Below are 26,489 nucleotides of genomic sequence, written 5' to 3'. Positions count from 1 at the left end.
CTCCCATCCGATGACACCGACTTTCGCCTCTCCTGGTCCGTTATACCGGTCTTCCGCCTTGCCGCATCATGGCCGATGCGTGATGGCCTGTGTGCTGTCGGTCTGCTTGCTCACTGCCGCCGGCGTTGCCGATGCGCGCACGCGCGGTGAAGATTCCGGGTTGCCGAGCGGTCCGGTGCCGATACGCGAGGGGCTGCGCCACGAGGGCTTGCGCAATCACCTGCTGACCAGCTCCCACGAAGTTGGCGGCAAAGCCTCCGAACCCCGTCGCCTGAACGTGGAAGAGCGCAACGCTCTCCACCGCGATCTGCGCGATGCCATGCGTGGCGCCTATCCGGAACATCCCGGCCCTTCCAGAAAGAAGAAGTCGCACTGAATCCCATGGTCCGAGCCGGTAGAATACCGGCACCATGAAAATCCTCGCACTCGAAGCTTCATCCGAACTGGCCAGCGTTGCGCTTCTCGTCGATGGTGCCATCGTCGCCCGCCGAATCGAAGGCGCATCACGGCATTCGGCATCGGTACTGCATCAAGTGCGCGAGTTGCTGGCCGACGCCGGGCTTTCCGTCTCCGCGCTCGATGCCGTGGCCTTCGGTGCCGGGCCGGGCGCTTTCACCGGGCTGCGGCTGGCCTGCGGCGTGGCTCAGGGGCTTGCCCTGGGCGCCGATCTGGGGATTGCCGTCATCGGCAGCCTCGATGCCATTGCTTTGCAGGCGGGGGCGGAGAGGGTGTTTGTGGCAACGGATGCGCGCATGGGAGAGGTCTACTGTGCTGCTTTCGAGGCCGGCAAGGACGTGGTGCAGGCACTATCCCCCATTCGTTGCCTGGCGCCCGAGGACGTCGAACTGCCCCCTGGATGCTGGACAGCAGCGGGTTCCGCCTTCCGGGTCTGGCCGGATGCCCTGTACACGCGTTTCAGTGACCGGCTCCCGGTCTGCCTGGATGGCTTGACTGCCCGGGCGGACGAAGTGGCAAGGCTGGCAGCAGGATCGGCGGCGCGTGGCGACCTGGTATCGCCCGAAACCGCCGCACCGCTCTACATCCGCGACAAGGTGGCCTTGACCACGGCCGAACGCTTGGCGCGCGGCGGCAGAGCTTGAGCATGACGGGACGTTGCGAATTCGTGCCGATGCAGGCCGGGCATCTGGATTGGATCGAGGTTCATGAGGCTTCACTGCATGCGTTTCCCTGGAGCCGCGGCAATTTTCTCGATTCGCTGGCGGCGGGACATGGAGCCTGGGTCCTGAAGGAGGAGGGCTGCATGCTTGCCTACGCCATCGTGCTCGCCGTTCTCGACGAAGCCCATCTGCTCAACATCAGCGTCATCCGCAGCGCCCAGCGACGTGGGCTCGGGCGCTTCTTTCTCGAATGGCTGCATGGCGATGCGCGCAGCAAGGGGGCGACGCAGTTCTTTCTGGAAGTGCGTCCGTCCAATACCCCCGCCCTGTCGCTGTATCGGGCACTGGGCTATGAGCAGATCGGCCTGCGCAAAGGCTACTATTCCGCAGAAGACGGCCGCGAGGATGCGATCGTGATGCGGCGGAGGCTCTGAACGAATGGCGACACCCATGCGCAGGCCAAGCTCCCGGCGTGATGCGATCATCCGCGAGATGGGTCTGGGTCCGGTCTGGCGGTTGCGGTCGGCAGCCAGGGAAACCGACGATGGGAGCACGGCGGTGGCGGAGATGTCGTCGCCGGCCGCGCCTGCGGCGGATGCAGCAGCCGAACTGTCATCTGCCCCCATGCCTTCGCATCGGCCGCAAGCTCGGGCAGGAGGCGATGCGGCGTGGAGCCGGGAGCACGGCCCCCGAACGGGGTTGGCGCAGTCCGGCTTCGCCGCGCACACCGAATCCGCGCATGCGAGCCGGCCTGCCGCCAACATGCCCGACCCCGAACGCCCGAAGCGCATCGCCACGCTTGAATGGGACGCGCTGGAAGCCGAAATACGCAGTTGCCGGGCATGTGTCTTGTGCGAGCAGCGCAAGCAGGCCGTGCCCGGCGTGGGCGACCGCGAGGCCGACTGGATGCTGGTGGGCGAGGGGCCAGGGCGTGAGGAAGATCAGCGCGGCGAACCTTTCGTCGGCCAGGCGGGCCGCCTGTTGGACAACATGCTTGCCGCGCTCGCGCTGCAACGCGGTGCCAATGTGTACATCGCCAATGCGGTCAAGTGCCGTCCGCCGCACAATCGTACGCCCGAAGCGGCGGAAATCGGCTCCTGCCTGCCTTATCTCGAGCGCCAGATCGAACTGGTCAAGCCTCGTCTGCTGCTCGCGCTGGGCCGCCCCGCCGCCCAGGCGCTGCTGAATACCGAAATCAGCATTTCCAGGGCGCGAGGCCGCATTTTCGACTACAAGGGCATTCCGGTGGTGGTCAGCTACCACCCCGCCTATCTGCTGCGCAATCCGCAGGACAAGGGCAAGGCCTGGGCCGATCTGTGCTTTGCCCGCAAAGTGATGCAGCAGGGAAGCTGAGCGGGCGGCAGGCCTGCGGCCGTACCGCCGTGCCGTTCAATGGCTACGGTCTTCGAGCAGGGCGGCACTGTCGAATTCGCGCTGATTGGCTTCGTGGCGAAGCTTGACCAGCAGCATCGTGCCGGCGACGAACAGCCCGAACAGCACGATCACGGTATTGATCGACAGCCCCAGCATGATCAGCAGGGCGTAGGTGCCGGTCATGACCAGAATGGACAGGTTCTCGTTGAAGTTCTGCACCGCGATCGAATGGCCTGCGCCCATCAGGATGTGTCCGCGATGCTGCAGCAGCGCATTCATCGGCACGACGAAGAAGCCGGCCAGCGCACCGACCGCGACCATCAGCAGCATCGCCGCACTGGTGCTGGTGACGAAGATCATCGAAATCACACCGACCCCCATGGCGATGCCCAGCGGAATCACTCGGACGGATTTGCGCAGCGTCACATAGCGCGCGGCGACGATGGAGCCTGCCGCGACGCCCAGCGCGACGACGCCCTGCATCATCGATGCCTGGGACAGGCTCATGCCGAGATTGTGCTCGGCCCACTTGATCACGATGAACTGCAGCGTCGCGCCCGCGCCCCAGAACAAGGTGGTGACGGCCAGCGAGATCTGCCCGAGCTTGTCGCGCCACAGCAGCCGCAGACAGTGGTTGAAGTCGTGCAGCAGGTAAAGCGGGTTGCTCTTGAGCGGCTTGTGGTCGACGCCGGTATCGGGGATGTAGAGATTGAAGATGGCTGCAACCAGGTAAAGCGAGCCGATGACGAGCACTGCCGCCTCGAAAGGCGTATCGACGAAAGGCAGGCTGAGGGCCATCAAGCCGTCGGCGACGCCGTCGAGGATCATGAAGCCGCCCATCACGGTGCCGATGATGATCGCACCGACGGTCAGGCCTTCGATCCAGCCATTGGCCACGACCAGCAGGCGATGAGGCAGGTATTCGGTCAGGATGCCGTATTTGGCAGGGGAGTAGGCCGCCGCACCAAGCCCGATCACCGCGTAGGCGAACAGGGGATGGGCGCCGAGGAACAGCATCAGACAGCCGCCGATCTTGATCGTGTTGCTGATCAGCATCACCCGCCACTTGGGCATGGAGTCGGCAAAGGCGCCGACGAAGGCCGCGAGCGCGACGTAGGAGACCGTGAAGAACAGCTTCAGGAGGGGCTCGTACTCAGAAGGTGCAGCCATGTCCCGCAGCAGGGCAATCGCGACGATGAGCAGGGCATTGTCCGCGAGCGCAGAGAAGAACTGCGCTGCCATGATGATGTAGAAGCCAAGCGGCATCGTGAATGTACCGGGCAGCTGTGGTCGGGAAGCGCGGTTTATAACACGGATGGGCGCTTGCCTGGGCCGCAGGAGGCGATCTACCCTCACCGAGTGCTCCGGACATCTGTCCAATGTGGAGCGGTTTGTGATCTAATCCACTTAATAAATCATACTTATCTACACCATGGCAGACCGCAGACTTCAGGTATTCCATGCCGTGGCCAAGCACGGCTCCTTCACCCGTGCCGCCGAGCATCTCTACATGACTCAGCCGGCCGTCACTTTCCAGATCAAGCAGCTCGAAGAGCACTTCGACACGCGCTTGCTCGACCGCGGCCACGGCAAGATCACGCTGACGCCCGCTGGTGAACTCGTGCTGGCCTACGCCGAGCGTATCCTCGGGCTGTCGGCTGAGCTCGATTCGCGCGTATCCGAGTTGACCGATGAACTGGCGGGGCAGATCAAGATCGGCACCAGCACGACGATCGCGGCCTACTGGCTGCCGGTCGTGCTCGAGGGTTTCAAGCGCAAATACCCTCGGGTACTGCCTCGTGTGGTGGTCGGGAATTCCAAACTGACCGAGGACAGCGTCGCCGCGCGCGACCTCGACATCGGCTTGATCGAGATCGTCACCGAACAGAGTAGCGTCGAGCGCCGCAGCGCCGCCCGCGATGAGCTCATGGTCATCTGCAGCCCCGACCATCCGCTGGCGAAATTCGACAAGCTGACGGCCAAGGATCTCATCGGCCACCCCTTCATCGACCGTGATCCGGGCAACGGCATCCGCCAGATCGCCGATGAATTCTTCGAGGCCGCAGGCATCGCCGGAAGCGAAATCAACCTTTGCGCCGAACTCGGCAGCCTGGCGACGATCAAGCAGCTCGCGGCTGCCGGCCTGGGCTTCGCGATCGCATCGGATCGTGCCATCCGGCGCGACGTTGCCGAAGGGCGGCTGGCCGCGGTGCGCCTCGAGCCCCGCATCTACACCCCGCTCGAAGTCATTCTGCCGCGCGACAAGTTCCGCTCGCGCCTGATCACGGCATTTGCCGACTACGTCTGTGAGGAGTTCGTCCGGATGGCCGGCGACACGGACGCCGAGGGCTGATGGCAAAAGCAAGGACTGCTTTCGTCTGCAGCGAATGCGGCGGGCAGGTGGCCCGCTGGCAAGGGCAATGCCCGCAGTGCCAGGCCTGGAATACCCTGGTGGAGACCGCGATCACCGCCGCTCCGGCAACGGGCGGGCGGTTCGCCGCGCTGGCGGGCGAAACCAGCCGTCTCAGGCCCTTGTCGACGCTGCAGCCGCGCGAGGAGCCGCGCCAGCCGACCGGGCTCGACGAGTTCGACCGCGTGCTGGGTGGCGGCCTGGTCGCGGGCGGCGTCGTGCTGATCGGCGGCGACCCGGGCATCGGCAAGTCGACCCTGCTGCTGCAGGCGCTGTCGCATCTGTCCGGAGCCCACAAGGTCGTGTATGTCAGCGGCGAGGAGTCGGGCGAGCAGGTGGCCTTGCGCGCCCACCGCCTGCAACTGCCGCCATCCGAGCTGCAGATGCTGGCCGAGATCAATCTCGAGCGCATCCTGCAGACGCTGCGCGACGCCCGGCCACGCGTGGCCGTCATAGATTCGATCCAGACCGTGTATTCCGAAACCCTGCAGTCCGCACCGGGGTCGGTGGCGCAGGTGCGCGAGTGCGCGGCGCAGTTGACGCGCTTCGCCAAGCAGAGCGGCACCAGCCTGATCCTGGTCGGCCACGTCACCAAGGACGGCACGCTGGCCGGCCCGCGCGTGCTCGAGCACATCGTCGATACCGTGCTGTATTTCGAAGGCGACACCCATTCCAGCTTCCGGCTGATCCGGGCTTTCAAGAACCGCTTCGGCGCGGTCAATGAGCTCGGTGTGTTCGCCATGACCGAGCGGGGCCTGAGAGGCGTCTCCAATCCTTCCGCAATCTTCCTGTCGCAGCATGCCCAGCAGGTGGCGGGAAGCTGCGTGCTGATCACCCAGGAGGGCACGCGCCCGCTGCTGGTCGAGATCCAGGCCCTGGTCGATTCGGCGCAAAGCCCCAATCCCCGGCGCCTGTCGGTGGGCCTGGAGCCGACCCGGCTGGCGATGCTGCTGGCCGTCATGCATCGCCATGCGGGCGTCGTGTGCTACGACCAGGACGTGTTCGTCAATGCCGTCGGCGGCGTCAAGATCACCGAGCCGGCAGCCGATCTCGCCATCCTGTTCGCCATCGTCTCGTCATTGCGCGACCGCCCGCTGCGGCAAGGGCTGGCGGTTTTCGGCGAAGTGGGGCTCGCGGGCGAAATCCGTCCGGCGCCCCGCGGTCAGGAGCGGCTCAGGGAAGCGGCGAAGCTCGGCTTCGATACCGCCATCATCCCCAGGGCCAATGCGCCGCGCCAGGCGATCGAAGGCCTGAACGTGATCGCCGTCGATCGTGTTGAAGAGGCGCTCGAGCGGATGCGCGAGCAGGCTTGAGCACGCCTGTCGCGTCCCTGCGGCAATCCTTTTTCGCAGTCCGGTTCGAAAACCGCCGTTTACATGCTGAAGCAATAATAAAAGCATGAATGCTTAGCATCCATGTATTATTGTGCACCGCAAGGCGCTGATAAATAGAATTAGCTGCCTATTTCCATATTTTTTTGACATTCCTGTTTTTTATTGCGAGCTGGGTATTTTTGGTGTTTTTCGCTGTTTTGATGAACATCAAGGATGCCGGCCGGCAATCATGGCGGTTTTGGATAGGGCTGCTTAATGAAAGGCAAATGGCTTTCGTCATCATTTTTCGGGTTGTCGCCCACCATGATCAGCAGCGGAGAATGGTTCGTACGGACGGGGTTGATTGCAGGCCTGGCGGGAGCGCTGTCGGCATGCACGGTGATCCCCGGTACTTCCGCCTGGGATATGCGGACGACTTCTTCGGTGCCTCTGCCGATCGTCGATGACGAAGCCCGCCAATCCGAGCCCGTTCCGGACAACGTCACCATCACCCCGATCACGGCCGATCTGATCATCGCTCAAGTCCGCAATGGCGAGCCCGGATTCCGGGCAACGCAATCCGGCGGCCGCACTGCGGTGCGGCCAGCGACGGTGCCCGACTTCGGCCTCGCCCATCAGGACTACCAGCTTGGCCCTGGCGACATCATCAACGTCATCGTCTGGGACCATCCCGAGATCACCATTCCTGCGGGCTCCTATCGCTCTGCCGAGCAGTCCGGCACCCTGGTCGCCGACGACGGGACCATCTTCTTCCCCTATGCCGGCACGCTCGACGTAGCGGGCAAGACACCTCGACAGGTGCGCGAGATCCTGTCCCAGCGCCTGTCCAAGGTCATCGAGAACGTTCAGCTCGACGTTCGCGTCGTGTCCTTCCGCAGCAAGCGCATCTATGTCGTCGGTGAAGTCAGGGAGCCGGGCCTGCAGCCGATCAACGACATCAGGATGACCCTGGTCGAAGCGATCAATCGCGCCGGCGGCATCACGACCGAGGCAGACCACGGCAACGTGCTGCTCACGCGCGGCGGCCAGACGTGGCGCGTCGATCTGCAGGCCTTGTACGAAGACGGCGACGTGTCGCAGAACGTCGAGCTGCAGCCCGGCGACATCGTCAACGTGCCCGATCGCCAGCTCAACAAGATCTTCGTGCTGGGCGAGGTCAGGGAGCCCGGCTCGTTCGTCATGAACAAGCGGCGCACCACGCTGGCCGAAGCGCTCAGCGAAGCAGGCTTCGTCAACCAGATCACATCCGATCCGAGCTGGATCTACGTGATGCGAAGTGACAATGGCACGTCGGAGCTCTTCCACCTCAACGCAGGTTCGCCCGACGCACTCTTGCTGGCCGAAGGCTTCCCGCTGCGCCCCCGTGACATCGTCTACGTGGATGTGGCCGCCGTCGCGCGCTGGAATCGTGTCGTGAGCAACATCCTGCCCACATCGCAGATGCTCAACCTCCTCGGCGAAACACGCTATCCGCTCTTCAATGGCCGCCAGTAACGTGGGCGCCATCCAGTACGCATACGATTGCGCTTGATCGAACCCTCTTCAGGAAGCTCCGCCCTTGGCTCGACAAACTCCGCACGCTGTTCCCTTCGACGAGACTCGACACAAGCACGTGCCCAGCCTGCACGGCAAGGGGGACGATTTCATCAATCTGGGTGAAATCATCGCCACCTTGTTCGAATGGAAGTGGCTCATCCTGAGCATCACCGCTTTTGCAGTCTCCGTGGGCGTGTTCGTCGCACTGGTGTCCACTCCCATCTATCGTGCCGACGCCATGCTGCAGGTGGAGGACAAGGGTACGGCCAAGGGCGGAATTGCCGCCCTGCGCGACGTCGAGGCCGTGCTGGGCGACTCCACCTCGGTGGCCGCAGAACTCGAGATCCTGCGCTCGCGCATGATCCTCGGCCGTGTCGTCGAACGCCTCAACCTCACCATTGTCGCCGAGCCAAGGTATTTTCCGATCGTCGGCCGTGCCCTGGCTCGTCGCCACGCCAATGCCGATGCTCCGGCTGAGCCGCTCCTCGGCCTGTCCGGTCATGCCTGGGGAGGCGAACGCATCACGGTGCAAAGCCTCGAGGTGGCGCCGGATCTCGTCGGCATGCCGCTGACCCTCGTCGTGGATGAGGGCGAGCAGTTCCGGCTTCTCGATGAAGACGGCATCCTGCTTGCACAAGGCGCCGTGGGCATCCTGGTCAATGGCGAGCGCGTCAGCTTGTTCGTGGCCGAGCTCGTCGCACGTCCCGGCACCCGTTTCGACGTATCCCGGCGCAGCCAGGCCGAGGCGATCGCCTCGCTGCGTGGTGTCCTGGAGGTACGGGAGCGCGCCCGCCAGTCGAACGTGATCGAAGCCACTTTCTCCGACACCGATCGGGCCCGGGCATCGGCCATCCTGAACGAGGTACTGAATGCCTATGTACGGCAGAACGTGGAATACCGCTCCGCGGAAGCGGAGTCCACGCTGGCTTTCCTCGAGGCCCAGTTGCCGGAACTCAAGAACGAGCTGGATACGGCGGAAGCTGCCTACAACAACTACCGTCAGAACCGCGGCTCCATCGACCTGACGATGGAAACGCAAGCGATGCTCAGTTCCATCGTCAAAGTGGACAACGACATCGTCGTGCTGCAGCAGAAACGCGATGAGCTTCGCCAGCGCTTCACCGCCGAGCACCCGCAGGTCCAGTCGGTGGACTCGCAGATCGCCCGTCTGCGGGCATTGCGCAGCACCCTGGACAAGGACGTTTCCCGCCTGCCGGATACGCAGCAGACCGCGCTGCGGCTGCATCGCGACGTCGAGGTCTCCACCGCGCTCTACACCAACCTGCTCAATAGCGCGCAGCAACTGCGCGTCGCCCGGGCGGGCACGGTAGGTGACGTGCGCATCATCGACAGCGCGGTTACCGCGCATCAGGCCATCGCCCCACGCAAGGCGCTCATCGTGCTGCTGTCGGGAGTGCTCGGTGCCCTGATCGGCCTGGGCTCGGTCTGGGCGATTCGCGCCCTGCGGGTGGTCGTCGAAGACCCCGAGACCATCGAGCGGGAACTCTCGCTACCCGTGTATGCCACCGTGCCGGAGAGCAAGGCCGAGGAAGAGATCGATCGCCGCATCAAGCGCGGCAGGAATGCTGGAGAACTGCTGGCCGTGGCGCATCCGGACGACGGCGCGGTGGAAAGCCTGCGCAGCCTGCGCACCACGCTGCATTTCGCGCTGCTGGGGGCAGATCGTGGTTCAGTGCTGATCACCGGTCCGGCGCCAGATGTCGGCAAGAGTTTCATTTCCAAGAATCTCGGCGCCGTGCTGGCCCAGAGTGGCAAGCGCGTCATCATCGTCGATGCCGACTTGCGCAAAGGGCACATCCACAAGGAATTCGCGCTGCCGCGCAATGGCGGGATTTCCGAGTTCATTACCAGCGGCCTGTCACTCGAATCGATCGTGCGCCCGACCATCGTCGAGGGCCTGTCCATCGTCACGACCGGCCAGATCCCGCCCAATCCCTCGGAGTTGTTGATGCATGAGCGTTTCGCGGCGCTGCTGCACGGCCTGGAGACGCAATGCGATGTGCTGATCGTCGATGCGCCTCCCGTGCTTGCCGTGTCCGATGCCGTGATCGTTGGCCGCCTGACGGGCGCCACGCTTTTGGTCGCACGGGCAGGCCGCCATCCGATCGGCGAGCTGGACCAAGCCGTCAAGCGCCTGGAGCAGGGTGGCGTGAGCGTCAAGGGATTCGTTTTCAATGGCCTGGACCTGCAGCGACAGCGGCACCGTTTCGGTTACCAGGGTTATCAATACCAATACAAATATTCCGCCTGACGACCAGGCAGGCACCACGCACGGGCGCCCCCCAATCATCTACAGGCGCCCGCCTGACGACACTTCAGCTTCTCGAGCGCGCACCCCGGCGTCGCCTCGCCGGGTGTGTTCGACTTCAAAAAAGGAGGCTCTCATGATGCATGGGCTCATCGTTCTACCGCTGGCGATCCTGGTTTCCGCCATCGTCATACGCGCCATGATCGCGCTGGCTCCGCGCGCGGGCTTGATCGACCATCCCGGGGAGCACAAGCAGCATGAGCACGTCACGCCCTTCATCGGCGGCTTCGGAATAATGGCCGCATTGCTGCTCGCGGTCGTGATGTTGATCAGCCTTTATCCCGCCCGGAATACCGCGTGGATCTCGCTGCTGATATGCGGCGGCACGATGTTCCTGGTGGGGCTGGTGGACGATCGCTGGAAGCTCGGCTTCAGGATCCGGCTCGTCGTTCAAGCCGTGCTGGCCTTGCTCATGGTATACGGCGGCGGGATTTTACTGACCGGACTGGGCAACGTGGTATTCACCGGCGACATCGCGCTCGGCCTTCTGGCCGTGCCGTTCACCGTCTTCGCCACCATCGGCGGCATCAATGCGCTCAACATGGTCGATGGCATCGATGGACTGGTCGGCACCATCGCCGGCATCACGCTGCTGCTGATCGCGCTGATGACGGGCTTTGGCGGAGACGGCCCGATGCACTTGCTGTCGATGGCCCTGCTGGGCGGAGTAGGGGGGTTTCTGTGGTTCAACATGCGCCATGGACGGCAGCATCGCGCACGTACCTTCATGGGCGACAACGGCAGCATGACGCTGGGACTGCTGATCGTATGGCTGCTTATCGGCCTGACCCAGGGAGAAGGCGCGCTGATCAGCCCCGTTGCCGCTTTGTGGCTGTTCGCCATTCCGCTCATCGACACGCTCAGCGTCATGGTACGCCGAGTGCTGATGGGGCAGTCTCCGTTCACACCCGATCGCCACCATTTGCATCACCTGCTTCAACGTGCGGGCTTTCGCGTGGAGGACGTGGTGACGTCCATAGGTTTGCTGCACCTCGTGCTGGGAGGAGCCGGCGTCACCGGCTTGCTCTGGGGCGTGCCCGAAAGCGTGATGTTCATGGCCTTTCTGTGCCTGTTTGCCGCTTACGTCATGGTCACCGCGCGCCCATGGCGTTTCGTGCCTGCATTGCGCGGCATTCACCGTTATCTGCATCTTACGCCTGCCGCCAATTGCGGCGTGTTCTTCGGCAACTGCGCACTCGAGCGTGTCGAGCAGATCAACGAACTGGTCGCTCCTCAGCTCCGCGACAACACGGCTTTCCGGACCCGCCTGTATCAGCGCATGGAGGCCGACGGCAGTCCCGGGATGCGGTATGCCGTGGTGGAGATCATGCTTGACGATGAAACTGCGCCCCTGACCCACCAAATCGAATATCTGCGTTTGATACGAAAAGCGCTGCATCCATACAACGGGGTCTATATTCGCAGCTATGTCCATCGAGACCCTTTCAATGATCGCCGGATCAATCCGGATGAGCCCGCAGTCGAGATGCGAGTCCGCAACCGCCGGCAGCGCAAACGCGAGTTGCTGGAGGAGTCCTTCACTTACGTCGATCATGGCCGAATCCTGGACCAGGACGTCAAGCACACGAATACGGAAGGTGAGGAGGCCGTCGGCGCCCCTGACACCCTGATTGCAAAACACTGATTTTCTCAACACTTCTTCTCATTCACGCGGAGTGTCATCCACCATGACTGCCCATTCCCTCGATCAGATCAAGCTTGCCGTCATCGGCCTGGGCTACGTCGGCCTGCCGCTGGCGGTGGAGTTCGCCAGGCAGCGCGACGTGCTCGGCTTCGACATCAACCGGACGCGCATCGACGCGCTCGAGGCCGGCCACGACGCCACGCTCGAAGTCTCGGACGAAGAGCTGCGCGAAGCCACCGGCCTGCGCTACAGCGCCGATGCGCAGGATCTGGCCGCCTGCAACGTCTTCATCGTCACCGTGCCGACGCCGATCGACGAGCACAAGCAGCCCGACCTGACGCCGCTGATCAAGGCCAGCGAGACCATCGGCAAGGTGCTCAAGCAGGGCGACATCGTCATCTACGAATCCACCGTCTATCCCGGCGCCACCGAGGAAGACTGCGTGCCGGTGCTGGAGCAGCACTCCGGGCTGCGCTTCAACGTCGACTTCTACGCCGGCTACAGCCCCGAGCGCATCAATCCGGGCGACAAGGAGCACCGCGTCTCCACCATCCGCAAGGTCACGTCCGGCTCCACGCCCGAGGTGGCCGACCTGGTCGATGCGCTGTATCGCCAGATCATCCTCGCCGGCACCCACAAGGCCGAGAGCATCAAGGTGGCCGAGGCGGCCAAGGTCATCGAGAACACCCAGCGCGACGTCAACATCGCGCTGATCAACGAACTCGCCATCATCTTCAACCGCATGGGCATCGACACCGAAGCAGTGCTGAAGGCGGCCGGCAGCAAGTGGAACTTCCTGCCGTTCCGTCCGGGCCTGGTCGGCGGGCACTGCATCGGCGTGGATCCGTACTACCTCACCCACAAGGCGCAGGCGATCGGCTACCACCCCGAGATCATCCTGGCCGGCCGTCGGCTCAACGACGGCATGGGCGCCTACGTGGTGTCGCAGCTGGTCAAGGCCATGCTCAAGCGGCGCATCCAGGTCGAAGGCGCGAAGATCCTGATCATGGGCCTGAGCTTCAAGGAAAACTGCCCGGACCTGCGCAACACCCGCGTGGTGGACATCGTCAAGGAACTGGGAGAGTACGGCATGGCGGCCGAGGTGTACGACCCCTGGGTCGATCCGGCCGAGGCAGAGCACGAGTACGGCATCACGCCGATCCAGATCCCGGCGCCGGGCACCTACGACGCCATCGTCGTGGCCGTGGCCCACGACCAGTTCAAGGTGCTCAGCGATCAGGGCATCCGCGCGCTGGGCAAGCGCGAGCACGTGCTCTACGACCTGAAGTATGTACTGCCGCGCGATGCGGCGGACTTGAGGCTGTAGTCTCCAGTAACTGACAGCAAACCCGAGCAGCACGAGGACCGTGCTGCTCGGGGCCATGCTGGCACCGAATGCTTCAGGTCGTGCATGGAGAAAACCGCGGGTCTGATCGGCGACGTACCGCCATGCAACACGCTTGCAGGGTCGAGCCAAACAGCGAGATGGCATCTGGAAAAGAACGCTCAAAGTGAAACCGAAAGTCGTCAAATCGGTCGCCACCATGGCGGGAGGCACTGCCCTCGCTCAGGCGATCACCATCCTCTTCACGCCGATCATTACAAGGCTTTTCCCGCCGGAAGCTTATGGCGCGCTCGGCACCTTCTCTTCGCTGATCACGATTCTCGTTCCACTTGTGGCCTTGTCCTACCCCATGGCGATCGTGCTGTCCCGCGACGACAGCGAGGCTGTCTCACTGACCCAGCTATCCGGCCTGATCGCGCTCCTCTTTGCCGCAGTCACGCTTTTTCTGGCGCTGATGTTCGAGGGCGAACTGCTCGATTACATGGGAATGGAGAACTTCACCGGGCTGCCGTATCTCTTTGCCTTTGCCGTACTGTTCTCGGGTTTGGCGCAAGTGTTCAGAAGCTGGCTTTTACGCGAAAAGGATTTCTCCTCGCTGGCGCGGATGGAAGTGATCAACTCGCTCTTCAACAATGTCTCGAAATCCGCCCTCGGCTTCTTCTTCCCGCTTGCCGCGGCACTGATCGGGATATACGCATTCGGCCAGGCCGTGCAGACCTTGCTCTACACGCTCGGCCTCAAGGCAAGGCGCGGCCTGGCTGCCCTGGGCACGTTCGACGCGCTCGCCAATGCTTCGGTCGTCGCACGGAAATTCAGTGATTTCGCGCTTTATCGCGCCCCCCAGGGATTCATCAACGCCATCTCGCAAAGCCTGCCGATTCTGGTTCTAGGCTTTGCGTTCGATCAGGCGGTGGTGGGTTATTATGCGCTGGCGAAGAGCATATTGAGCGCTCCGCTGACGCTGGTCGGCAAATCGGTTTCCGACGTCTTCTATCCACGCCTGGCGGAAGCCGTGGCCGAGAGGGAAGACGTCAGCCGCCTGCTCATCAGGTCGACCCTAATCCTCTTCGGTATCGCTGCACTGCCCTTCGGCGTGGTGTTCTTCTATGGCCCCGAGCTCTTCTCCTTCGTCTTCGGAACCCAATGGCACAACGCCGGCGTGTTCGCCGGCTGGATTTCCATCTGGCTTCTGTTCGGCTTCATCAACAGGCCATCGGTTTCTGCCATCGCCCCGCTGGGGATACAGAAATTTCTGCTCGGCTATGAAGTGCTGAGTATCGTTGCGAAGGCCCTGGCATTGGCTTTCGGGATCCTCGTTCTCAAGGATGAAACGATATCCGTGGCTCTTTTTTCCTGCGCCGGAGCGATCGTCAACCTGTATCTGGTGCTTCACGTCATCCGGAAGGCCCGGTCCATCAAAGAGGCGAATCAGTCGTGATCAGGCAAGAAGATCAATACCCGGAAAATACTTGCGCCGTGGCCGGGAATCCAGGCGCGCACGGGGAACCGGCCTCACGCAAGCTATACATCGTCGAACGGAAAGGCTCGTTTTCAGACGAGTGGATCGAATACTGCTCCAAAGCTGGAGTGGATTTCGAGACCGTGAACCCTTATCGGAGTGACCTCGTTTCGAAGATCCGCGATGGTGCGGCTTTTCTATGGCATTGGCGCCATGATTCCTACAAGGACCAGCTCTTTGCCCGTCAGCTGTTTTCGGCGCTGGCAAGCACCTCGATTCGGACGTATCCGGATATCCAGACCTGCTGGCACTTCGATGACAAGGTCGCACAGAAATACGTTTTCGAGGTGGCGGGCCTGCCTGCGGCAAAATCCCACGTGTTCTACGACCAGGCATCGGCGGACGCCTGGCTGCAAACCTGCTCCTATCCGGTCGTTTTCAAGCTGCGTGGTGGAGCGGGTGCCCTGAATGTACGGCTGGCGAGGACAAGGGCCGAGGCGCGAAAACTCGTCAGGAAAGCCTTTGGCACGGGTTTCCCGTACTTTGAAAGGTGGGAGATCTTCAAGCAGAGCATCTGGCGCGCGAGGCGCGACAGGAGCCCACGTTCGATGGCTGCGGTGTTTTATCACCTGGGACGCTCCTTGCTGCCCTCCATTCGCGACGAATCCGACCTCCATCCGCGGGAAATTGGATACGCCTACTTCCAGGAATTCATTCCAGACAACAGATTCGACGACAGGCTGGTCGTCGTCGGCGATTTCTGCTTTGCAGTACGGCGCTTCTGCAGGACGGGAGATTTTCGCGCATCGGGTTCCGGTTTGAAGAGCTATGAGCCGGACGCGTTTCCCAAGGCTTCGATCGAACTCGCGTTCAGGCTTGCAGACACCTTGAAGATGCAGAGCGTTGCGATCGATCTTGTGTACACGGCCAATGGCGAACCCATGGTCGTCGAAATCAGCTTTGGCTGCGTGACGTCGGTCTATCCGGGGTATTTCGATCGAAGCGGAGCCTGGCACGATGGCGAGACGAGCATGCCCGTCAAGATTCTGGAAGGGCTGATCGCGTCCGTCGGCCTGCCGCCCAAGTCGATGTGATGAATCATTTTCCGTGGAACACACGAACATTGGCAGGCTCGAGGACTCGATGAAGATTCTATGTGTAATCGACTCGCTCGGCTCGGGAGGGGCACAGCGTCAGTTGGTCAACCTGGCATGCGGCCTGAAGGCCCGTGGGCATATCGTGGATGTGTTCATCTACTATCCCCACCAGGATTTTTTCCTGTCCGAGTTGGCAGAAGCGGGCGTGGCGGTGCATGCGCTCCCCAAGAAGGGAAAACTGGGCGTCAACGTGCTCGTTGGACTCGTGCGCCTGCTGCACGCAAGGGAATACGATGCGCTGATTTCGTTTCTCGATACGCCAAACGTGTACTCCGTCGTGGCGTCGATTTTCTCTCCGCGCTTGAAGCTCGTCGTATCGGAGCGGTCCAGCCATCACCACGACAAGAACAAATACCTTGCTTTGGGAAAGCGGCTTCTGTACGGGTTCACAGACAAGGTGGTGGCCAACAGCAAAAGCCAGGCCGAGTGGCTACGGCGGTATCCGTGGCTCCGCGGAAAAACCATGGCGATCTACAACGGATTCCCAATGGCAGACCAAGCTGCCAGCGGCGAAATTCCGCCCATGAGTTTCCTGGTTGTCGGTCGGATTGGCCCCGAAAAGAACGGCATTCGATTGGTCGAGGCGCTGGAGCTTTTTCGCCGGAAGCACGGCTACGTGCCCGATATTTCATGGGCAGGCAAGGAGGACATTCTTCCTGCTGGACAGCGCTACGTTTCCGCCCTCAGAGCGATCCTCGACAAGTATCCCGGAGTGAGGGCGCAATGGAACTGGCTTGGCGAGCGGCGGGACATCATGGATCTTCTGCGCGAGCATCGGGCGCTGATACATCCATCGTTGTATGAGGGCCTGCCGAACGTGGTCTGCGAGGCTTTCATTGCCGGACGCCCGGTGATTGCATCGGGCGTCTGCGATCATCCATCTCTTGTCGATGAGCCGGCGCGCGGATTCATCTTTGACCCGCTGGATCCGGTACAGATCTGCAAGGCCATCGAGCATGTCGTCTTCCTCCCGGAGCAGGAGTGGCGTGAAATGTCTGAAAATTCAATGAATTACGCTCGGAGTCAACTGGGGGTGGATAGAATGGTTGAGGAGTATGAGGCCTTGCTTGGTGGGGCTGGACGCTCCTTGCAGCCATTCTCTTGAAAAGAGAGCCGCATTCGAGCTTCTTTCATGATACATATTTCGCGAGAAACCTGGTGAACAGCTTCTTCGCCCTGTCCATTCTCCTTGGAGCGGGTTTTTTTCTCAATGTTCTTGCATATGGCACGATCGAGCCGTTCGTGGCATCGGCGCTGCTTTTTTTCCTGGGCTCGCTTTTCATTGTCCCGCTGAACGGCTCTAGGTCCCAGGAGTACTCCACCTTCGGTCTGGTTTTTCTTGTCTGTTTCGCAGTGGCAGGCATTGCGGCAATCTACGCGAACTTTTTCTTCGATCAGGTTCAACTGCACGGCGATGCAGGCCGTTTCTTCGACTATGCGACAGGAAAAGGAAGCGGCCTGACGCTTGCGGAACTGAGAGAGGTTCATGAGGGCTCTCTGGCAATCGCGTTCTGGTCGGAGATCTACGATCTTTTTTCCTTTCTCGGATTTCAGAAAGAGCGCTACATCGGAGTTGCGGTAAATATCACCTCCGTTTCGATGACGGCAGCGATCGGGGTGCGAATAGTCAGATGCGTTTATGGCGACGACGTTCAAAAAATCAGACTTTTCAAGCTATTGGCGGCATGCTGCGGCTTGTTCTGGATGTTCGCAGCCATACATCTCCGTGATGCGGTCGTGCTGCTGCTCGTCACTTTCCTGGTGTTCTTATGGGTCAAGGCGCTCCGCACACCGCGTTTTGGCTTGAATCTCGTCCCTCTTGCCGTGGCCAATATTGCGGGCGCAACGATTCTGGGTTTTCTGAGAACCGAGTTTTCCTTCGTTCCTTTTGCGATGGCCTTGTGCGCCGTCACTGCGCTCCTGATCGGCAACGCCGGCGGTCGAGGGAAAGGCGGCCTCTACTTGATGGCCGTCCTTGCAGGTGCGTGTGTCATAGGACTGCTCGTTGCTTTTGGCGACCAGATCCTGGATCGGCTCGTCAAGGGGAACGAGGCGTATCTTGGCATGAGCGAAGGCCAGCATGGGTCGGGCTCACTCGGGATGGCACTGATCGTCAAGCAACCATTGCCGATCAGACTGGTCCTCGGCTCTCTCTATCTTCTCGTATTTCCGGTGCCGGTATGGTCGGGGTTCGAGGTGGCAAGCGCCATTCATGCCCTTCGATCTGTCAACGCAATCTACTTTTATTTCGTGACTCCGCTTCTGTGGCTTGCCTTGCTGGAGCTTGCAAGGGATCGCTCGAAAAGGACACCGGAAACTCTCTTTCTGGCCTTTCTGGGCGGAGGGATGATGTTCGCGATAGCGGCAACCAGCCTGGAGCCTAGGCATTTCGGCGCCTTTCTGGTGCCCTTGCTGGTTTTCGCTCTCCAGCCGGACATGTCGGACCATCTCATGCGGGCCAGGTACAAGAGAGTGACGGGCGTGGTTCTGGCGGCTGCGGCCGTTCTGCATCTGTTATGGGCCGGCGCCAAGTTTCTTTAGGACATGCTGCCAGAAGCAGAGAGTGAATGCTCAGGGCTTTTTCTTCAACTCCCGGATCCATCATGAAAGTCGTTGTCGTTGGTCGCTTTCCTCCACCTTACGGCGGAGTGAGCATTTTCGTTAAGCGAAAATACGAGTCGATGCGTTCAGCCGGTGCTGGATATGTCGACTTGAGGAGCCTGTGGTGGCCGGCGAAGCTGTTCTGGCTTGTCATCTCCTCGCGATGTGAATTCTATGTGAATACGGGGAATATCCATTTTCTCCTTGCGTGCTATCTGCTTGGCGCCCTCAGGCGCTCCTACGTTTACGATCACAATGCTTCCCGGCGAAACTGGGGCAGGGGCCGACTGGAAAGGCTTTACATTTTTCTGGTGAAGAATGCGTTGGGGATCAGGGTTGTTCACCAACACCTCAAGGCTGGATATGAGAGCAGGGGGTTGGGGCACAAGGTTGAAGTGGAGAGCCCTTTTTTGCCGCCGGTGGAGTCTGAACAGGCGGAGATACTGAAAAGCTACCCGGAAGAGGTCGTGGATTTTCTGGAAAGCACGCATGGCTTGAAGCTGGCGCTTTCCGCGTCCGTATATGTACGGGATGGTGCCGGGCGCGACGTTTATGGTATCGATGCGCTCATCGCGTCACTTGAATACCTCCAGGAGGAGGGATGCGAGCCGCGCTGCTTGCTCGCAATCGCGGAGTTCGACGAAAGCCTCTTGCCCCGTGATCTGGCTGTGCGCATGGATAGGCTGGCGTCGGCCGGAGTGCTTGTGAAAATGCTGGGGCAGTATCAGTTCTGGCCGGTATACAAGAGGGTGCATGCCTTTCTTCGCCTCACCTCGACCGATGGAGACAGCATCAGCATCAGGGAGGCCATTCATTTCGGCTGCCCTGTCCTTGCATCCGATGTCGTACCCCGCCCGGATGGCGTGAAGCTCTATGGATATGGCAATCAGGACGAATTGAACGCGCTGCTTCGCGGCTTGAAGAACGGCTCGGCGCAATCTGAATTGCCGATACGGATTTTGAACCAGAACACATGAGAGGCTGCCATGCAGACAGCGCTCCCTTGTCGGTGAACCGAGTCGAACGACGATGGATCTATTGAGCAAGGCGGGACTCTATTGGCGCACCTTGCGCCATTTGCGGCCGGTGCAGTTTTATGGCCGGATATGGTTCCGATATTCACGACCCAAGCCTGACCTGCGCCCGGCGCCTGCCCTTCGTGCCCATAGGGGCACGTGGCAGGCAAGCGCACGGCGACTGGCGAGCATGGATGGACCGCGGCAATTCGTTTTCTTGAACGAGCCGGGCGGACTGGACGAGATCGGCTGGGACGGACCTCAGCGTGAAAAATTGTGGCGCTACAACCAGCATTATTTTGATGATCTCAACGCGATCGGCGCCGAACAGCGATACGCCTGGCATGTCGCCCTGATCGAGGACTGGATCCGGCACAATCCGCCCGGGCAGGGTAACGGCTGGGAGCCATATCCGCTTTCGCTGCGCATTGTCAATTGGATCAAATGGGCGCTGGCCGGCGGGGAACTGCCGCCGGCGGCACGGCACAGCCTGGCTGTGCAGGCGCGCTGGCTGAGCAAGCGGCTGGAGATCCATCTGCTGGGCAACCATCTGTTTGCCAATGCCAAGGCCTTGCTGTTTGCCGGCCTGTTCTTCGAAGGCGAGGAAGCAGACGGCTGGAGAAGAACGGCGCTGAGAATTCTGGTGCGCGAGATATCCGAACAGATACTGCCCGATGGCGGCCACTTCGAACTCAGTACGATGTATCACGTGCTGGCCCTGGAGGATGTGCTCGATCTGGTCAATATCGCCACTTGTTACGAATCAGCCGCATCCGAGGACTGCGCGCTGGTCCGTGCCTGGCTAGTGCCGAAGGTTGCGGCGATGATGCATTGGCTGCGGACGATGTGTCATCCGGACGGCGAGATCTCGCTGTTCAATGATTCGGCGATCGGAATTGCCCCTTCGATTGCAGAGATGGAAGCGTACTTCGCGCGCTGCTTTCCGGCCGTGAGCGTGCCGGTACCGAAACCGATGGAAGTATTGGCAGCCAGTGGCTATGTACGCCTGGCATCGGACGCAGCGCTTGCCTTGCTGGATGTGGCACGGGTGGGGCCGGATTACCTGCCAGGGCATGCGCATGCCGACACGCTGGGCTTCGAGCTGTCCTTGTTCGGACAGCGCCTCCTGGTGAATGGCGGAACTTCGTGCTACGGCGCGAGTGCCGAACGCCTGCGCCAGCGCGGTACCGCAGCACACAACACGGTGATTGTGGATGGCATGGATTCGTCCGAGGTATGGGGCGGCTTTCGAGTCGCCGGGCGAGCATATCCGCGTGGACTGGCATGCAGGGAGGACGTTGCCTGCATGCAGGTCAGCTGCAGCCACGACGGCTATCGCCGGCTGAAAGGGCGTCCGCTGCACACGCGGAGCTGGTCCCTGCGGCCTGGTGAGCTGAGCGTCGCGGATGGTTTGACAGGCACCTATGCCGAGGCGGTGGCGCAGTATCGCTTCCATCCCGATGTGGCACTTTCGATCGAGGGCAATGGACGCCGGGGGAGGGCCGTGCTGCCAGGTGGTCAGCCAGTGGAATGGGTGATCGAGCACGGCATGGGGGAACTGGTGGAGTCCACGTGGCATCCCCACTTCGGCGTGTCGAGGCCATGCAGGCTGCTACGTGTGCAGATCGTGGACCGAAGGGCCCATGTACGCTTTTCGTGGTCTTCGGAAGATGCCGATTCCTACGCGACCAAGCATGCTGCTCATGCCGAAGCCTTGTAGTCGCCATTCATTAGATCCAGTACTCAATCATTGCTGCCATCCCTATGCACATTCTCTTTCTGACTGACAATTTCCCGCCCGAGGTGAACGCCCCGGCCAGCCGTACTTTCGAACATTGCCGCGAGTGGAGGAGCATGGGTCACGAGGTCACGGTGATCACTTGCGCGCCGAATTTTCCCAAGGGCAAGGTCTTCGATGGTTATCGAAACCACCTTTGGCAGACGGAGGAGGTCGAAGGCATCCGCGTGATTCGAGTATGGTCCTACATCACGGCAAACGAAGGTTTCGTGAAGCGCATCCTGGACTACCAGAGCTTCATGCTGTCGGCAGTGCTGGCCAGTCCCTTCGTGCGCAAGGTTGATATGGTAGTGGGCACGTCGCCACAATTCTTCACCGCATGCGCGGCGTATGTGGCGAGTCGGATGAAACGCGTGCCTTGGGTATTCGAACTGCGCGATCTCTGGCCGGAGTCGATCCGCGCAGTGGGGGCGATGAAGGAATCGAAAGTGCTGGATCTCGTCGAGAAGCTCGAGCTTTTTCTGTATCGCAAGGCGGATGCCGTGGTGACGGTGACCAACGCCTTTCGCGAGAACCTGATCAGGCGCGGGATCGATGGGCAAAAAATTGATGTCGTGACCAACGGCGTCGACATCAGCCGTTTCAAACCACGGCAGAAGGATGCCGAATTGCTTGCTCGACTGGGGCTGGAAGGCAAGTTTATCGCCGGCTACATCGGCACGCATGGAATGGCACATGCGCTGGATACGCTGCTGGAAGCCGCTGCCAAGCTGAAGGCCTTGCCCGATGGTGACCGATATCGGCTGCTTCTGCTGGGCGATGGCGCTTGCAAGGCGGAGCTGGTGACGAAAGCGCGGTCGATGGGGCTGGACAACGTTGTATTCGTCGATTCGGTATCCAAGCAGGAAGTCGTGCGCTATTGGTCTCTGCTCGATGTGTCGATCATCCACCTGCGCAGGACGGAGCTCTTCACGACAGTGATCCCATCGAAATTGTTCGAATGCATGGGCATGGGCATTCCGGTATTGCACGGTGTCGCGGGCGAATCGGCCGATATCGTGCAACAGGAAGGCGCAGGCATCGTTTTCGAACCGGAAAACGCAGATGCGCTCTGCGACGGTGTGGTGAGGATGTTCGAGGATCGGATGGCGTACGAGCGATACCGCAGCAAGGGACTGGAAGGGGCCCGAAAATATGACAGAAAGGAGTTGGCGCAGCAGATGCTGGCGATGCTGGAGGCCGTGGTGGATGATGCTCGGGGCAAGAAGCCGCTTGCGCGGTGAAAGGCGCTACTCCAGCCCGAATTCGAACGTACTGACAACGCGCAGGCGCTTGCCGATGGTGCGCGAGCTGTCCATGTCGCTGCCATCATCGTCCAGGATACGGATGGCGCCCTGATTTGCGCTCTTCAATGGCCCGAGACGAGCGCCGGCATCGGCCGCGAACTTGCTCGCCTGCTCACGTGCGCTGCGTGTCGCTTCTTCCAGCAACAGGGGCTTGATGTCATTGAAGCCGCGCAATTGATAGCGCGGCCATTCCCCCTGGCCATCTCCGCCGAGTTGGATACCGGCGGCAATCAAGGGGTCGACCTTGTTCGAGGCTGCTGCGACAGCATCGACCCGAGCAGACTTCACCGTGACTTGCCCCTGGCCGTTGAAACGCAGGGCGACACGCTCCGGGCCATACTCCCGTGCAAGAAGGTCCTGCACTTGCAGCGGACGTATCTCGATCTCGGCATCCTCGAACCCCTGGCCGTGCAGGAAGGACACGATCTGCTCGCGGTCCGTGGTCAACGCTCGTTGAACGGTGCTGAACTCATCCGCCGCACGGCGGAAGCTCAAGGTCCATACGGCGAAATCACTTTTTACATCACGCTCGGCAAGGCCTTTGACGGTGATGCTGCGATCGGCCATTCTGAAGCGTTCGATCCCTTTTCCTACCTGAAAGCCTGCAAATGCAACACTGCCGGCGAGCAGCAGGGCAGGGAGCAGACCGATTCGTGTTTCAGACATGAGATGGCTCCGGGCTGATTGGAGAAGAGGGCGGCATCAAATCCTGGCGATCCATTGCTCAACCGCCTCGGAGATGATGTCATGAGCCAGTTGGTGGGCTTCCTGAGGCTTGCGGTAGGGATCAGGCACTTCAGCCTTGCTCCAGTGGCCGAGCAGAAAGGTCTTGCCGCGTGTGGTTGGATCGAGGTCGTTCGTGTAGTCGAGATGATGCTTTTCCATGCCGAGGATGAGATCGGCCCAGCGCGTCAACTCGAGGTTGAGCTGTTGTGCCCGATGACCATCGAGATCGATCTGATGCCGGCCGGCCACCTGCAGGGTGGTCTGATCGGCACCGTGATTGACGAGAGCGCCAATGCCGGCAGAACGAACGAGGACCTTCTTGCCCTTCGCCTGAGCTCGGTCGCGGAGAAGGGCTTCGGCCAATGGACTGCGGCAGATGTTGCCCGTGCAAAGGATGAGTATCTTTTCGAACATGGCGCTAGCGTAAAAAAACCGACACCCCCTGTCGAGGGCGCCGGTTTCGAGATGTTGCCGAAACGCCTGGATCAGACGCTTTGCTTACGGCGCCGGATTACAGCGAGGCCGGCCATACTCAGGCCCAGCAGGGCGAGAGAAGCAGGTTCGGGAACCTCGGTGGGGGCCGGCGTTGCGACGATTGCCAGATTGTCGATGCGGAAGCTGCCGCCGATGACGGGAACATCACCGATGAAATCCAGCAGGAGTTGGCCCGCGCCGGGCCAGTCGGTAGCAGTTTCAGTGACATCCAGCACGACCCCGGTGTCAGTGATGGTGCCTTCGACACTGAAAGTGCCGGCCCCCGACGGATCGACGAACGAAGTCCCCAGCAGGGCGTTCAGGAAGCCGAGAATACCCATGGTCGTGGCACCATCGTAGCTGCCGCCGAAATTGACGCCGATGGGCGTGGTGACGGCTCCGGTGCCGAAGGCGAAGGGGTAGCTGCCCTCGGCCAGGCCGCTGAAATTGACGTCACCGGTGAACAGCGAGGTGAAACTGCTTGTCGTAAACGTACGGCTTCCGAGGACCGGAACGGTGAGCTCGACCGAAGCGCTTCCACCCAAGGTGCCGGGGCCGGCGCTGATTTCATAGCCGCCGCTCGGACCGACGTTGACCACGCCGCTGCCTGAAAGGCCCGTGAGATTGATCGTGTAGGTATTCGGTGTGCCATCGTTGAATCCAGAGACGGTGAAACCACCGCTGAGGCTATCGACCTGACTGACATAAGCAGCCGATGCTCCGGCACTGAAGGTGGCAAGAGCCGCAGTGGCAGCGATGAAGGCGGTTTTCTTCATGAGTGATTCCTGTCTGTACGTCACGGCTGGCGTATGGCCAGAGTGCGGGGGTTAACGTCGTCGCAACGTGAAGGTCGCAGACCATTCTAAAGCAATATTCACACCTGCTTGATCAAATAGTTGTAATCAATAATGTTTCCATGATCTTTTCAAAAGCATTGCAATCAGAGTGTAAAATATCCCGACAAACATCTGGTGAAGACAATGGTTGCTCGTACGCTCCTCCGCATGGGAGATCCGCGTCTCCTCGAACCGGCCAAACCCATCACGGCGTTCGGAACGCCGGAACTCGACGAATTGATCACCGACATGTTCGACACGATGAGCGCAAATGGTGGTGTTGGTCTGGCAGCACCGCAGATCGGCGTCGGCCTGCAGTTGGTGATCTTCGGCTTCGAGCAGAATGAACGCTATCCCGACGCCCCCGCAGTACCGCGCACGATCCTGCTGAATCCAGTCATCACGCCACTGGACGACGTGATGGAGGAGGGGTGGGAAGGCTGCCTGTCGGTCCCCGGGCTGCGTGGGGTGGTGGCACGCCACCAACGCATCCGCTATCAAGGGTTCGATCCGCAAGGGAATCCCATCGATCGCATGGTCGAGGGTTTTCACGCTCGTGTGGCGCAGCATGAATGCGATCATCTCGCCGGAGTACTGTACCCGATGCGGGTGAACGACTTCACCCGTTTCGGCTTCACTGATGTACTGTTCCCAGATATGGAAAGGCGCTGAGAGCAGAGCCGAACACGACGCGTGCTCTTATGGACAGGGCGCTGAGCGAACATTCATTCTCTTGAAGTTGGAGTCGATTTCCTGATGGACAACACACAAATTCGCATCGGTATCGCCGGCTACGGAAATCTGGGGCGCGGCGTCGAAGCCGCCATCGCTAGGAACCCGGACATGACGCTGGTCGGCGTATTTACCCGCCGTTCGCCGGAGTCGGTGAAGCCTCTGTCCGCCCGGACCTCGGTGCAGCCCATCACCGCACTGTCCGACTGTCGTGACACGATCGACGTATTGATTCTATGTGGCGGCTCCAAGGACGACTTGCCTCGCCAGGGGCCGGAGATGGCGGCAAGGTTCAACATCGTCGACAGCTTCGACACACATGCGCGGATCCCGGAGTACTTCGATTCTGTCGATGCGCCAGCACGCGCAAACGGCAAAACAGCGTTGATTTCCATTGGCTGGGATCCAGGCATGTTTTCCATCAATCGTCTGTATGGCGAAGCCTTGTTGCCCGATGGCGCAACTTACACGTTCTGGGGCAAGGGACTCAGCCAGGGGCATTCCGATGCCATTCGCCGCGTGCCCGGTGTGAAAGCGGGGGTGCAGTACACGTTGCCGTCACGGGATGCGATCGAGCAAGTGCGCAGTGGCTTGCGTCCCGAACTGACGACCCGTCAGAAGCACACGCGTGAATGTTACGTCGTTCTGAACGAAGGCGCCGATGCAGCCGAAGTCGAGCGGACCATCGTCACCATGCCCAACTATTTTGCCGATTACGACACCACGGTCCATTTCATCAGCGAAGAAACCTTGCTCCGCGAACACAGCCGCATGCCGCATGGCGGCTTCGTCATTCGCAGCGGCAACACCACCGAGGCACACGCCCAAGTGATCGAGTATTCGCTCCAACTCGAAAGCAATCCCGAGTTCACCGCCAGCGTTCTGGTGGCCTATGCACGGGCAGCCTATCGCCTGAACGTACAGGGCCAGTTCGGCGCCAAGACCGCCTTCGATGTGGCACCCGGACTGCTGTCGATCAAGACGCCGGCCCAGTTGCGCAAAGAGCTGCTTTGACGGTCCATTTGCTGTTCTCGAGGTGGCGCGCGGGGGCGATCGGCCCGCGGCCACCACAGCGCTCAGTTGTGTACAGCGGAATCCGGCGCTGACGACCCTGCGGCTCCGGATACTTGAACGGGCTGGATGCGTATATGCGTTGGCGCCTTGCCGGTGAACAGCAACAACGACACGATACCGAGGAAGGCGATCAACGCAATAAGCGTGACCAGAACACTGGTTTTCATGAAGAGCATGGTAGTCAGATAAGGAGGTGGCATTCATGACGCCGTTCACGCTGGAGTACTGAATTGGGCAGG

General features: G+C 61.0%; 24 protein-coding genes. 19 read left to right on the top strand and 5 right to left on the bottom strand.

The window, feature by feature from the left end; all coding sequences use genetic code 11:
- Positions 1-82: 82 nt before the first annotated feature.
- From ACNQFN_RS12870 to ACNQFN_RS12855, 4 genes are read left to right on the top strand one after another with little or no spacing between them, the layout of a single operon-like run.
- Positions 83-376 carry a hypothetical protein gene (locus tag ACNQFN_RS12870; protein WP_068637848.1) on the top strand — a complete coding sequence of 98 codons (294 nt, stop codon included), beginning with the start codon at positions 83-85 and terminating at the stop codon, positions 374-376.
- A 34-nt stretch (positions 377-410) separates the two neighbouring features.
- Complete coding sequence (gene tsaB / locus ACNQFN_RS12865) at positions 411-1,100, top strand: tRNA (adenosine(37)-N6)-threonylcarbamoyltransferase complex dimerization subunit type 1 TsaB (RefSeq protein WP_068637846.1); 690 nt, start codon at positions 411-413, stop codon at positions 1,098-1,100.
- Between the two features lie 29 nt (positions 1,101-1,129).
- Positions 1,130-1,552 carry a ribosomal protein S18-alanine N-acetyltransferase gene (gene rimI, locus ACNQFN_RS12860; RefSeq protein ID WP_083953659.1) on the top strand — a complete coding sequence of 141 codons (423 nt, stop codon included), beginning with the start codon at positions 1,130-1,132 and terminating at the stop codon, positions 1,550-1,552.
- Positions 1,553-1,568: 16 nt separating this feature from the next.
- Positions 1,569-2,471: a uracil-DNA glycosylase gene (locus ACNQFN_RS12855; RefSeq protein ID WP_418646693.1), complete on the top strand. Its 903-nt coding sequence runs from the start codon at positions 1,569-1,571 to the stop codon at positions 2,469-2,471.
- Positions 2,472-2,507: 36 nt separating this feature from the next.
- Here ACNQFN_RS12855 and lplT read toward each other — a convergent pair whose 3' ends face one another.
- Positions 2,508-3,758: a lysophospholipid transporter LplT gene (lplT, locus tag ACNQFN_RS12850; protein ID WP_068637841.1), complete on the bottom strand. Its 1,251-nt coding sequence runs from the start codon at positions 3,756-3,758 to the stop codon at positions 2,508-2,510.
- Positions 3,759-3,924: 166 nt separating this feature from the next.
- Between lplT and ACNQFN_RS12845 the strand changes: the two genes are divergently transcribed.
- The 13 genes from ACNQFN_RS12845 (at position 3,925) to ACNQFN_RS12785 (ending at position 22,345) form a co-directional block, all read left to right on the top strand.
- Positions 3,925-4,845 (top strand): LysR family transcriptional regulator, encoded by a 921-nt coding sequence (locus ACNQFN_RS12845; RefSeq protein WP_083953656.1) that lies wholly within the window; start codon positions 3,925-3,927, stop codon positions 4,843-4,845.
- Entirely contained in the window at positions 4,845-6,215 is a 1,371-nt protein-coding gene (radA, locus tag ACNQFN_RS12840) for a DNA repair protein RadA (protein ID WP_068637839.1), read from the top strand. Before ACNQFN_RS12845 ends, radA begins: the two co-directional genes overlap by 1 nt.
- A gap of 444 nt (positions 6,216-6,659) precedes the next feature.
- Complete coding sequence (locus ACNQFN_RS12835; RefSeq protein ID WP_418646692.1) at positions 6,660-7,730, top strand: polysaccharide biosynthesis/export family protein; 1,071 nt, start codon at positions 6,660-6,662, stop codon at positions 7,728-7,730.
- A 64-nt stretch (positions 7,731-7,794) separates the two neighbouring features.
- Entirely contained in the window at positions 7,795-10,044 is a 2,250-nt protein-coding gene (locus tag ACNQFN_RS12830) for a polysaccharide biosynthesis tyrosine autokinase (protein WP_418646691.1), read from the top strand.
- Positions 10,045-10,177: 133 nt separating this feature from the next.
- Positions 10,178-11,746 (top strand): MraY family glycosyltransferase, encoded by a 1,569-nt coding sequence (locus ACNQFN_RS12825; protein WP_083953654.1) that lies wholly within the window; start codon positions 10,178-10,180, stop codon positions 11,744-11,746.
- A gap of 43 nt (positions 11,747-11,789) precedes the next feature.
- Entirely contained in the window at positions 11,790-13,073 is a 1,284-nt protein-coding gene (tviB, locus tag ACNQFN_RS12820; protein WP_068637835.1) for a Vi polysaccharide biosynthesis UDP-N-acetylglucosamine C-6 dehydrogenase TviB, read from the top strand.
- 184 nt (positions 13,074-13,257) lie between these two features.
- A complete protein-coding gene (locus tag ACNQFN_RS12815; RefSeq protein WP_418646690.1) occupies positions 13,258-14,529 on the top strand; it encodes an oligosaccharide flippase family protein in 1,272 nt (423 codons plus the stop codon).
- Complete coding sequence (locus ACNQFN_RS12810) at positions 14,526-15,644, top strand: ATP-grasp domain-containing protein (protein WP_418646689.1); 1,119 nt, start codon at positions 14,526-14,528, stop codon at positions 15,642-15,644. Before ACNQFN_RS12815 ends, ACNQFN_RS12810 begins: the two co-directional genes overlap by 4 nt.
- Before the next feature lie 13 nt (positions 15,645-15,657).
- Positions 15,658-16,812 carry a glycosyltransferase gene (locus tag ACNQFN_RS12805; RefSeq protein WP_068637829.1) on the top strand — a complete coding sequence of 385 codons (1,155 nt, stop codon included), beginning with the start codon at positions 15,658-15,660 and terminating at the stop codon, positions 16,810-16,812.
- Between the two features lie 53 nt (positions 16,813-16,865).
- Positions 16,866-18,248, top strand: coding sequence for a hypothetical protein (locus tag ACNQFN_RS12800; protein ID WP_418646688.1), 1,383 nt, complete (start codon positions 16,866-16,868; stop codon positions 18,246-18,248).
- 62 nt (positions 18,249-18,310) lie between these two features.
- On the top strand, positions 18,311-19,285 hold the full coding sequence (locus ACNQFN_RS12795) for a hypothetical protein (protein ID WP_157659165.1): 975 nt from the start codon (positions 18,311-18,313) through the stop codon (positions 19,283-19,285).
- Positions 19,286-19,541: 256 nt separating this feature from the next.
- Positions 19,542-21,044: a heparinase II/III family protein gene (locus ACNQFN_RS12790; protein WP_418646687.1), complete on the top strand. Its 1,503-nt coding sequence runs from the start codon at positions 19,542-19,544 to the stop codon at positions 21,042-21,044.
- A 44-nt stretch (positions 21,045-21,088) separates the two neighbouring features.
- The gene (locus ACNQFN_RS12785) at positions 21,089-22,345 is read left to right on the top strand and encodes a glycosyltransferase family 4 protein (protein WP_068637821.1); all 1,257 of its coding nucleotides are present in this window, start codon (positions 21,089-21,091) and stop codon (positions 22,343-22,345) included.
- Between the two features lie 6 nt (positions 22,346-22,351).
- Here ACNQFN_RS12785 and ACNQFN_RS12780 read toward each other — a convergent pair whose 3' ends face one another.
- The 3 genes from ACNQFN_RS12780 to ACNQFN_RS12770 form a co-directional block, all read right to left on the bottom strand.
- On the bottom strand, positions 22,352-23,074 hold the full coding sequence (locus tag ACNQFN_RS12780) for an SIMPL domain-containing protein (protein WP_068637819.1): 723 nt from the start codon (positions 23,072-23,074) through the stop codon (positions 22,352-22,354).
- Positions 23,075-23,110: 36 nt separating this feature from the next.
- A complete protein-coding gene (locus tag ACNQFN_RS12775; RefSeq protein WP_068637866.1) occupies positions 23,111-23,548 on the bottom strand; it encodes a low molecular weight protein-tyrosine-phosphatase in 438 nt (145 codons plus the stop codon).
- 71 nt (positions 23,549-23,619) lie between these two features.
- Positions 23,620-24,384 (bottom strand): PEP-CTERM sorting domain-containing protein, encoded by a 765-nt coding sequence (locus ACNQFN_RS12770; protein WP_418646686.1) that lies wholly within the window; start codon positions 24,382-24,384, stop codon positions 23,620-23,622.
- Positions 24,385-24,588: 204 nt separating this feature from the next.
- On the opposite strand from ACNQFN_RS12770, the gene def reads away from it, so the two are divergent.
- Together def and ACNQFN_RS12760 are read left to right on the top strand one after the other, a co-directional pair.
- Complete coding sequence (gene def, locus ACNQFN_RS12765; protein ID WP_068637815.1) at positions 24,589-25,116, top strand: peptide deformylase; 528 nt, start codon at positions 24,589-24,591, stop codon at positions 25,114-25,116.
- Between the two features lie 84 nt (positions 25,117-25,200).
- Positions 25,201-26,190: a diaminopimelate dehydrogenase gene (locus tag ACNQFN_RS12760; protein WP_068637813.1), complete on the top strand. Its 990-nt coding sequence runs from the start codon at positions 25,201-25,203 to the stop codon at positions 26,188-26,190.
- A gap of 62 nt (positions 26,191-26,252) precedes the next feature.
- Here the strand turns inward: ACNQFN_RS12760 and ACNQFN_RS12755 are convergent, their stop codons facing one another.
- Positions 26,253-26,417 carry a hypothetical protein gene (locus ACNQFN_RS12755; RefSeq protein WP_157659164.1) on the bottom strand — a complete coding sequence of 55 codons (165 nt, stop codon included), beginning with the start codon at positions 26,415-26,417 and terminating at the stop codon, positions 26,253-26,255.
- Positions 26,418-26,489 lie beyond the last annotated feature (72 nt).

Origin of the sequence: Thauera butanivorans (assembly GCF_048398245.1) — a bacterium.
Taxonomy (GTDB): domain Bacteria; phylum Pseudomonadota; class Gammaproteobacteria; order Burkholderiales; family Rhodocyclaceae; genus Thauera; species Thauera butanivorans.
Note: the sequence above shows the minus strand (reverse complement) of the source record. Positions and strands in the feature narration are given on the sequence as shown.

Coding starts and splice junctions, on each gene's coding strand:
- rimI (WP_083953659.1), top strand. CDS start 1,130: ATGCAGGCCGGGCATCTGGATTGGATCGAGGTTCATGAGGCTTCACTG.
- ACNQFN_RS12770 (WP_418646686.1), bottom strand. CDS start 24,384: ATGAAGAAAACCGCCTTCATCGCTGCCACTGCGGCTCTTGCCACCTTC.
- ACNQFN_RS12760 (WP_068637813.1), top strand. CDS start 25,201: ATGGACAACACACAAATTCGCATCGGTATCGCCGGCTACGGAAATCTG.
- ACNQFN_RS12755 (WP_157659164.1), bottom strand. CDS start 26,417: ATGAAAACCAGTGTTCTGGTCACGCTTATTGCGTTGATCGCCTTCCTC.
- ACNQFN_RS12795 (WP_157659165.1), top strand. CDS start 18,311: ATGAAAGTCGTTGTCGTTGGTCGCTTTCCTCCACCTTACGGCGGAGTG.
- ACNQFN_RS12845 (WP_083953656.1), top strand. CDS start 3,925: ATGGCAGACCGCAGACTTCAGGTATTCCATGCCGTGGCCAAGCACGGC.
- def (WP_068637815.1), top strand. CDS start 24,589: ATGGTTGCTCGTACGCTCCTCCGCATGGGAGATCCGCGTCTCCTCGAA.
- ACNQFN_RS12780 (WP_068637819.1), bottom strand. CDS start 23,074: ATGTCTGAAACACGAATCGGTCTGCTCCCTGCCCTGCTGCTCGCCGGC.
- tsaB (WP_068637846.1), top strand. CDS start 411: ATGAAAATCCTCGCACTCGAAGCTTCATCCGAACTGGCCAGCGTTGCG.
- ACNQFN_RS12870 (WP_068637848.1), top strand. CDS start 83: ATGGCCTGTGTGCTGTCGGTCTGCTTGCTCACTGCCGCCGGCGTTGCC.
- ACNQFN_RS12785 (WP_068637821.1), top strand. CDS start 21,089: ATGCACATTCTCTTTCTGACTGACAATTTCCCGCCCGAGGTGAACGCC.
- ACNQFN_RS12775 (WP_068637866.1), bottom strand. CDS start 23,548: ATGTTCGAAAAGATACTCATCCTTTGCACGGGCAACATCTGCCGCAGT.
- ACNQFN_RS12825 (WP_083953654.1), top strand. CDS start 10,178: ATGATGCATGGGCTCATCGTTCTACCGCTGGCGATCCTGGTTTCCGCC.
- lplT (WP_068637841.1), bottom strand. CDS start 3,758: ATGCCGCTTGGCTTCTACATCATCATGGCAGCGCAGTTCTTCTCTGCG.
- radA (WP_068637839.1), top strand. CDS start 4,845: ATGGCAAAAGCAAGGACTGCTTTCGTCTGCAGCGAATGCGGCGGGCAG.
- ACNQFN_RS12855 (WP_418646693.1), top strand. CDS start 1,569: ATGCGCAGGCCAAGCTCCCGGCGTGATGCGATCATCCGCGAGATGGGT.
- tviB (WP_068637835.1), top strand. CDS start 11,790: ATGACTGCCCATTCCCTCGATCAGATCAAGCTTGCCGTCATCGGCCTG.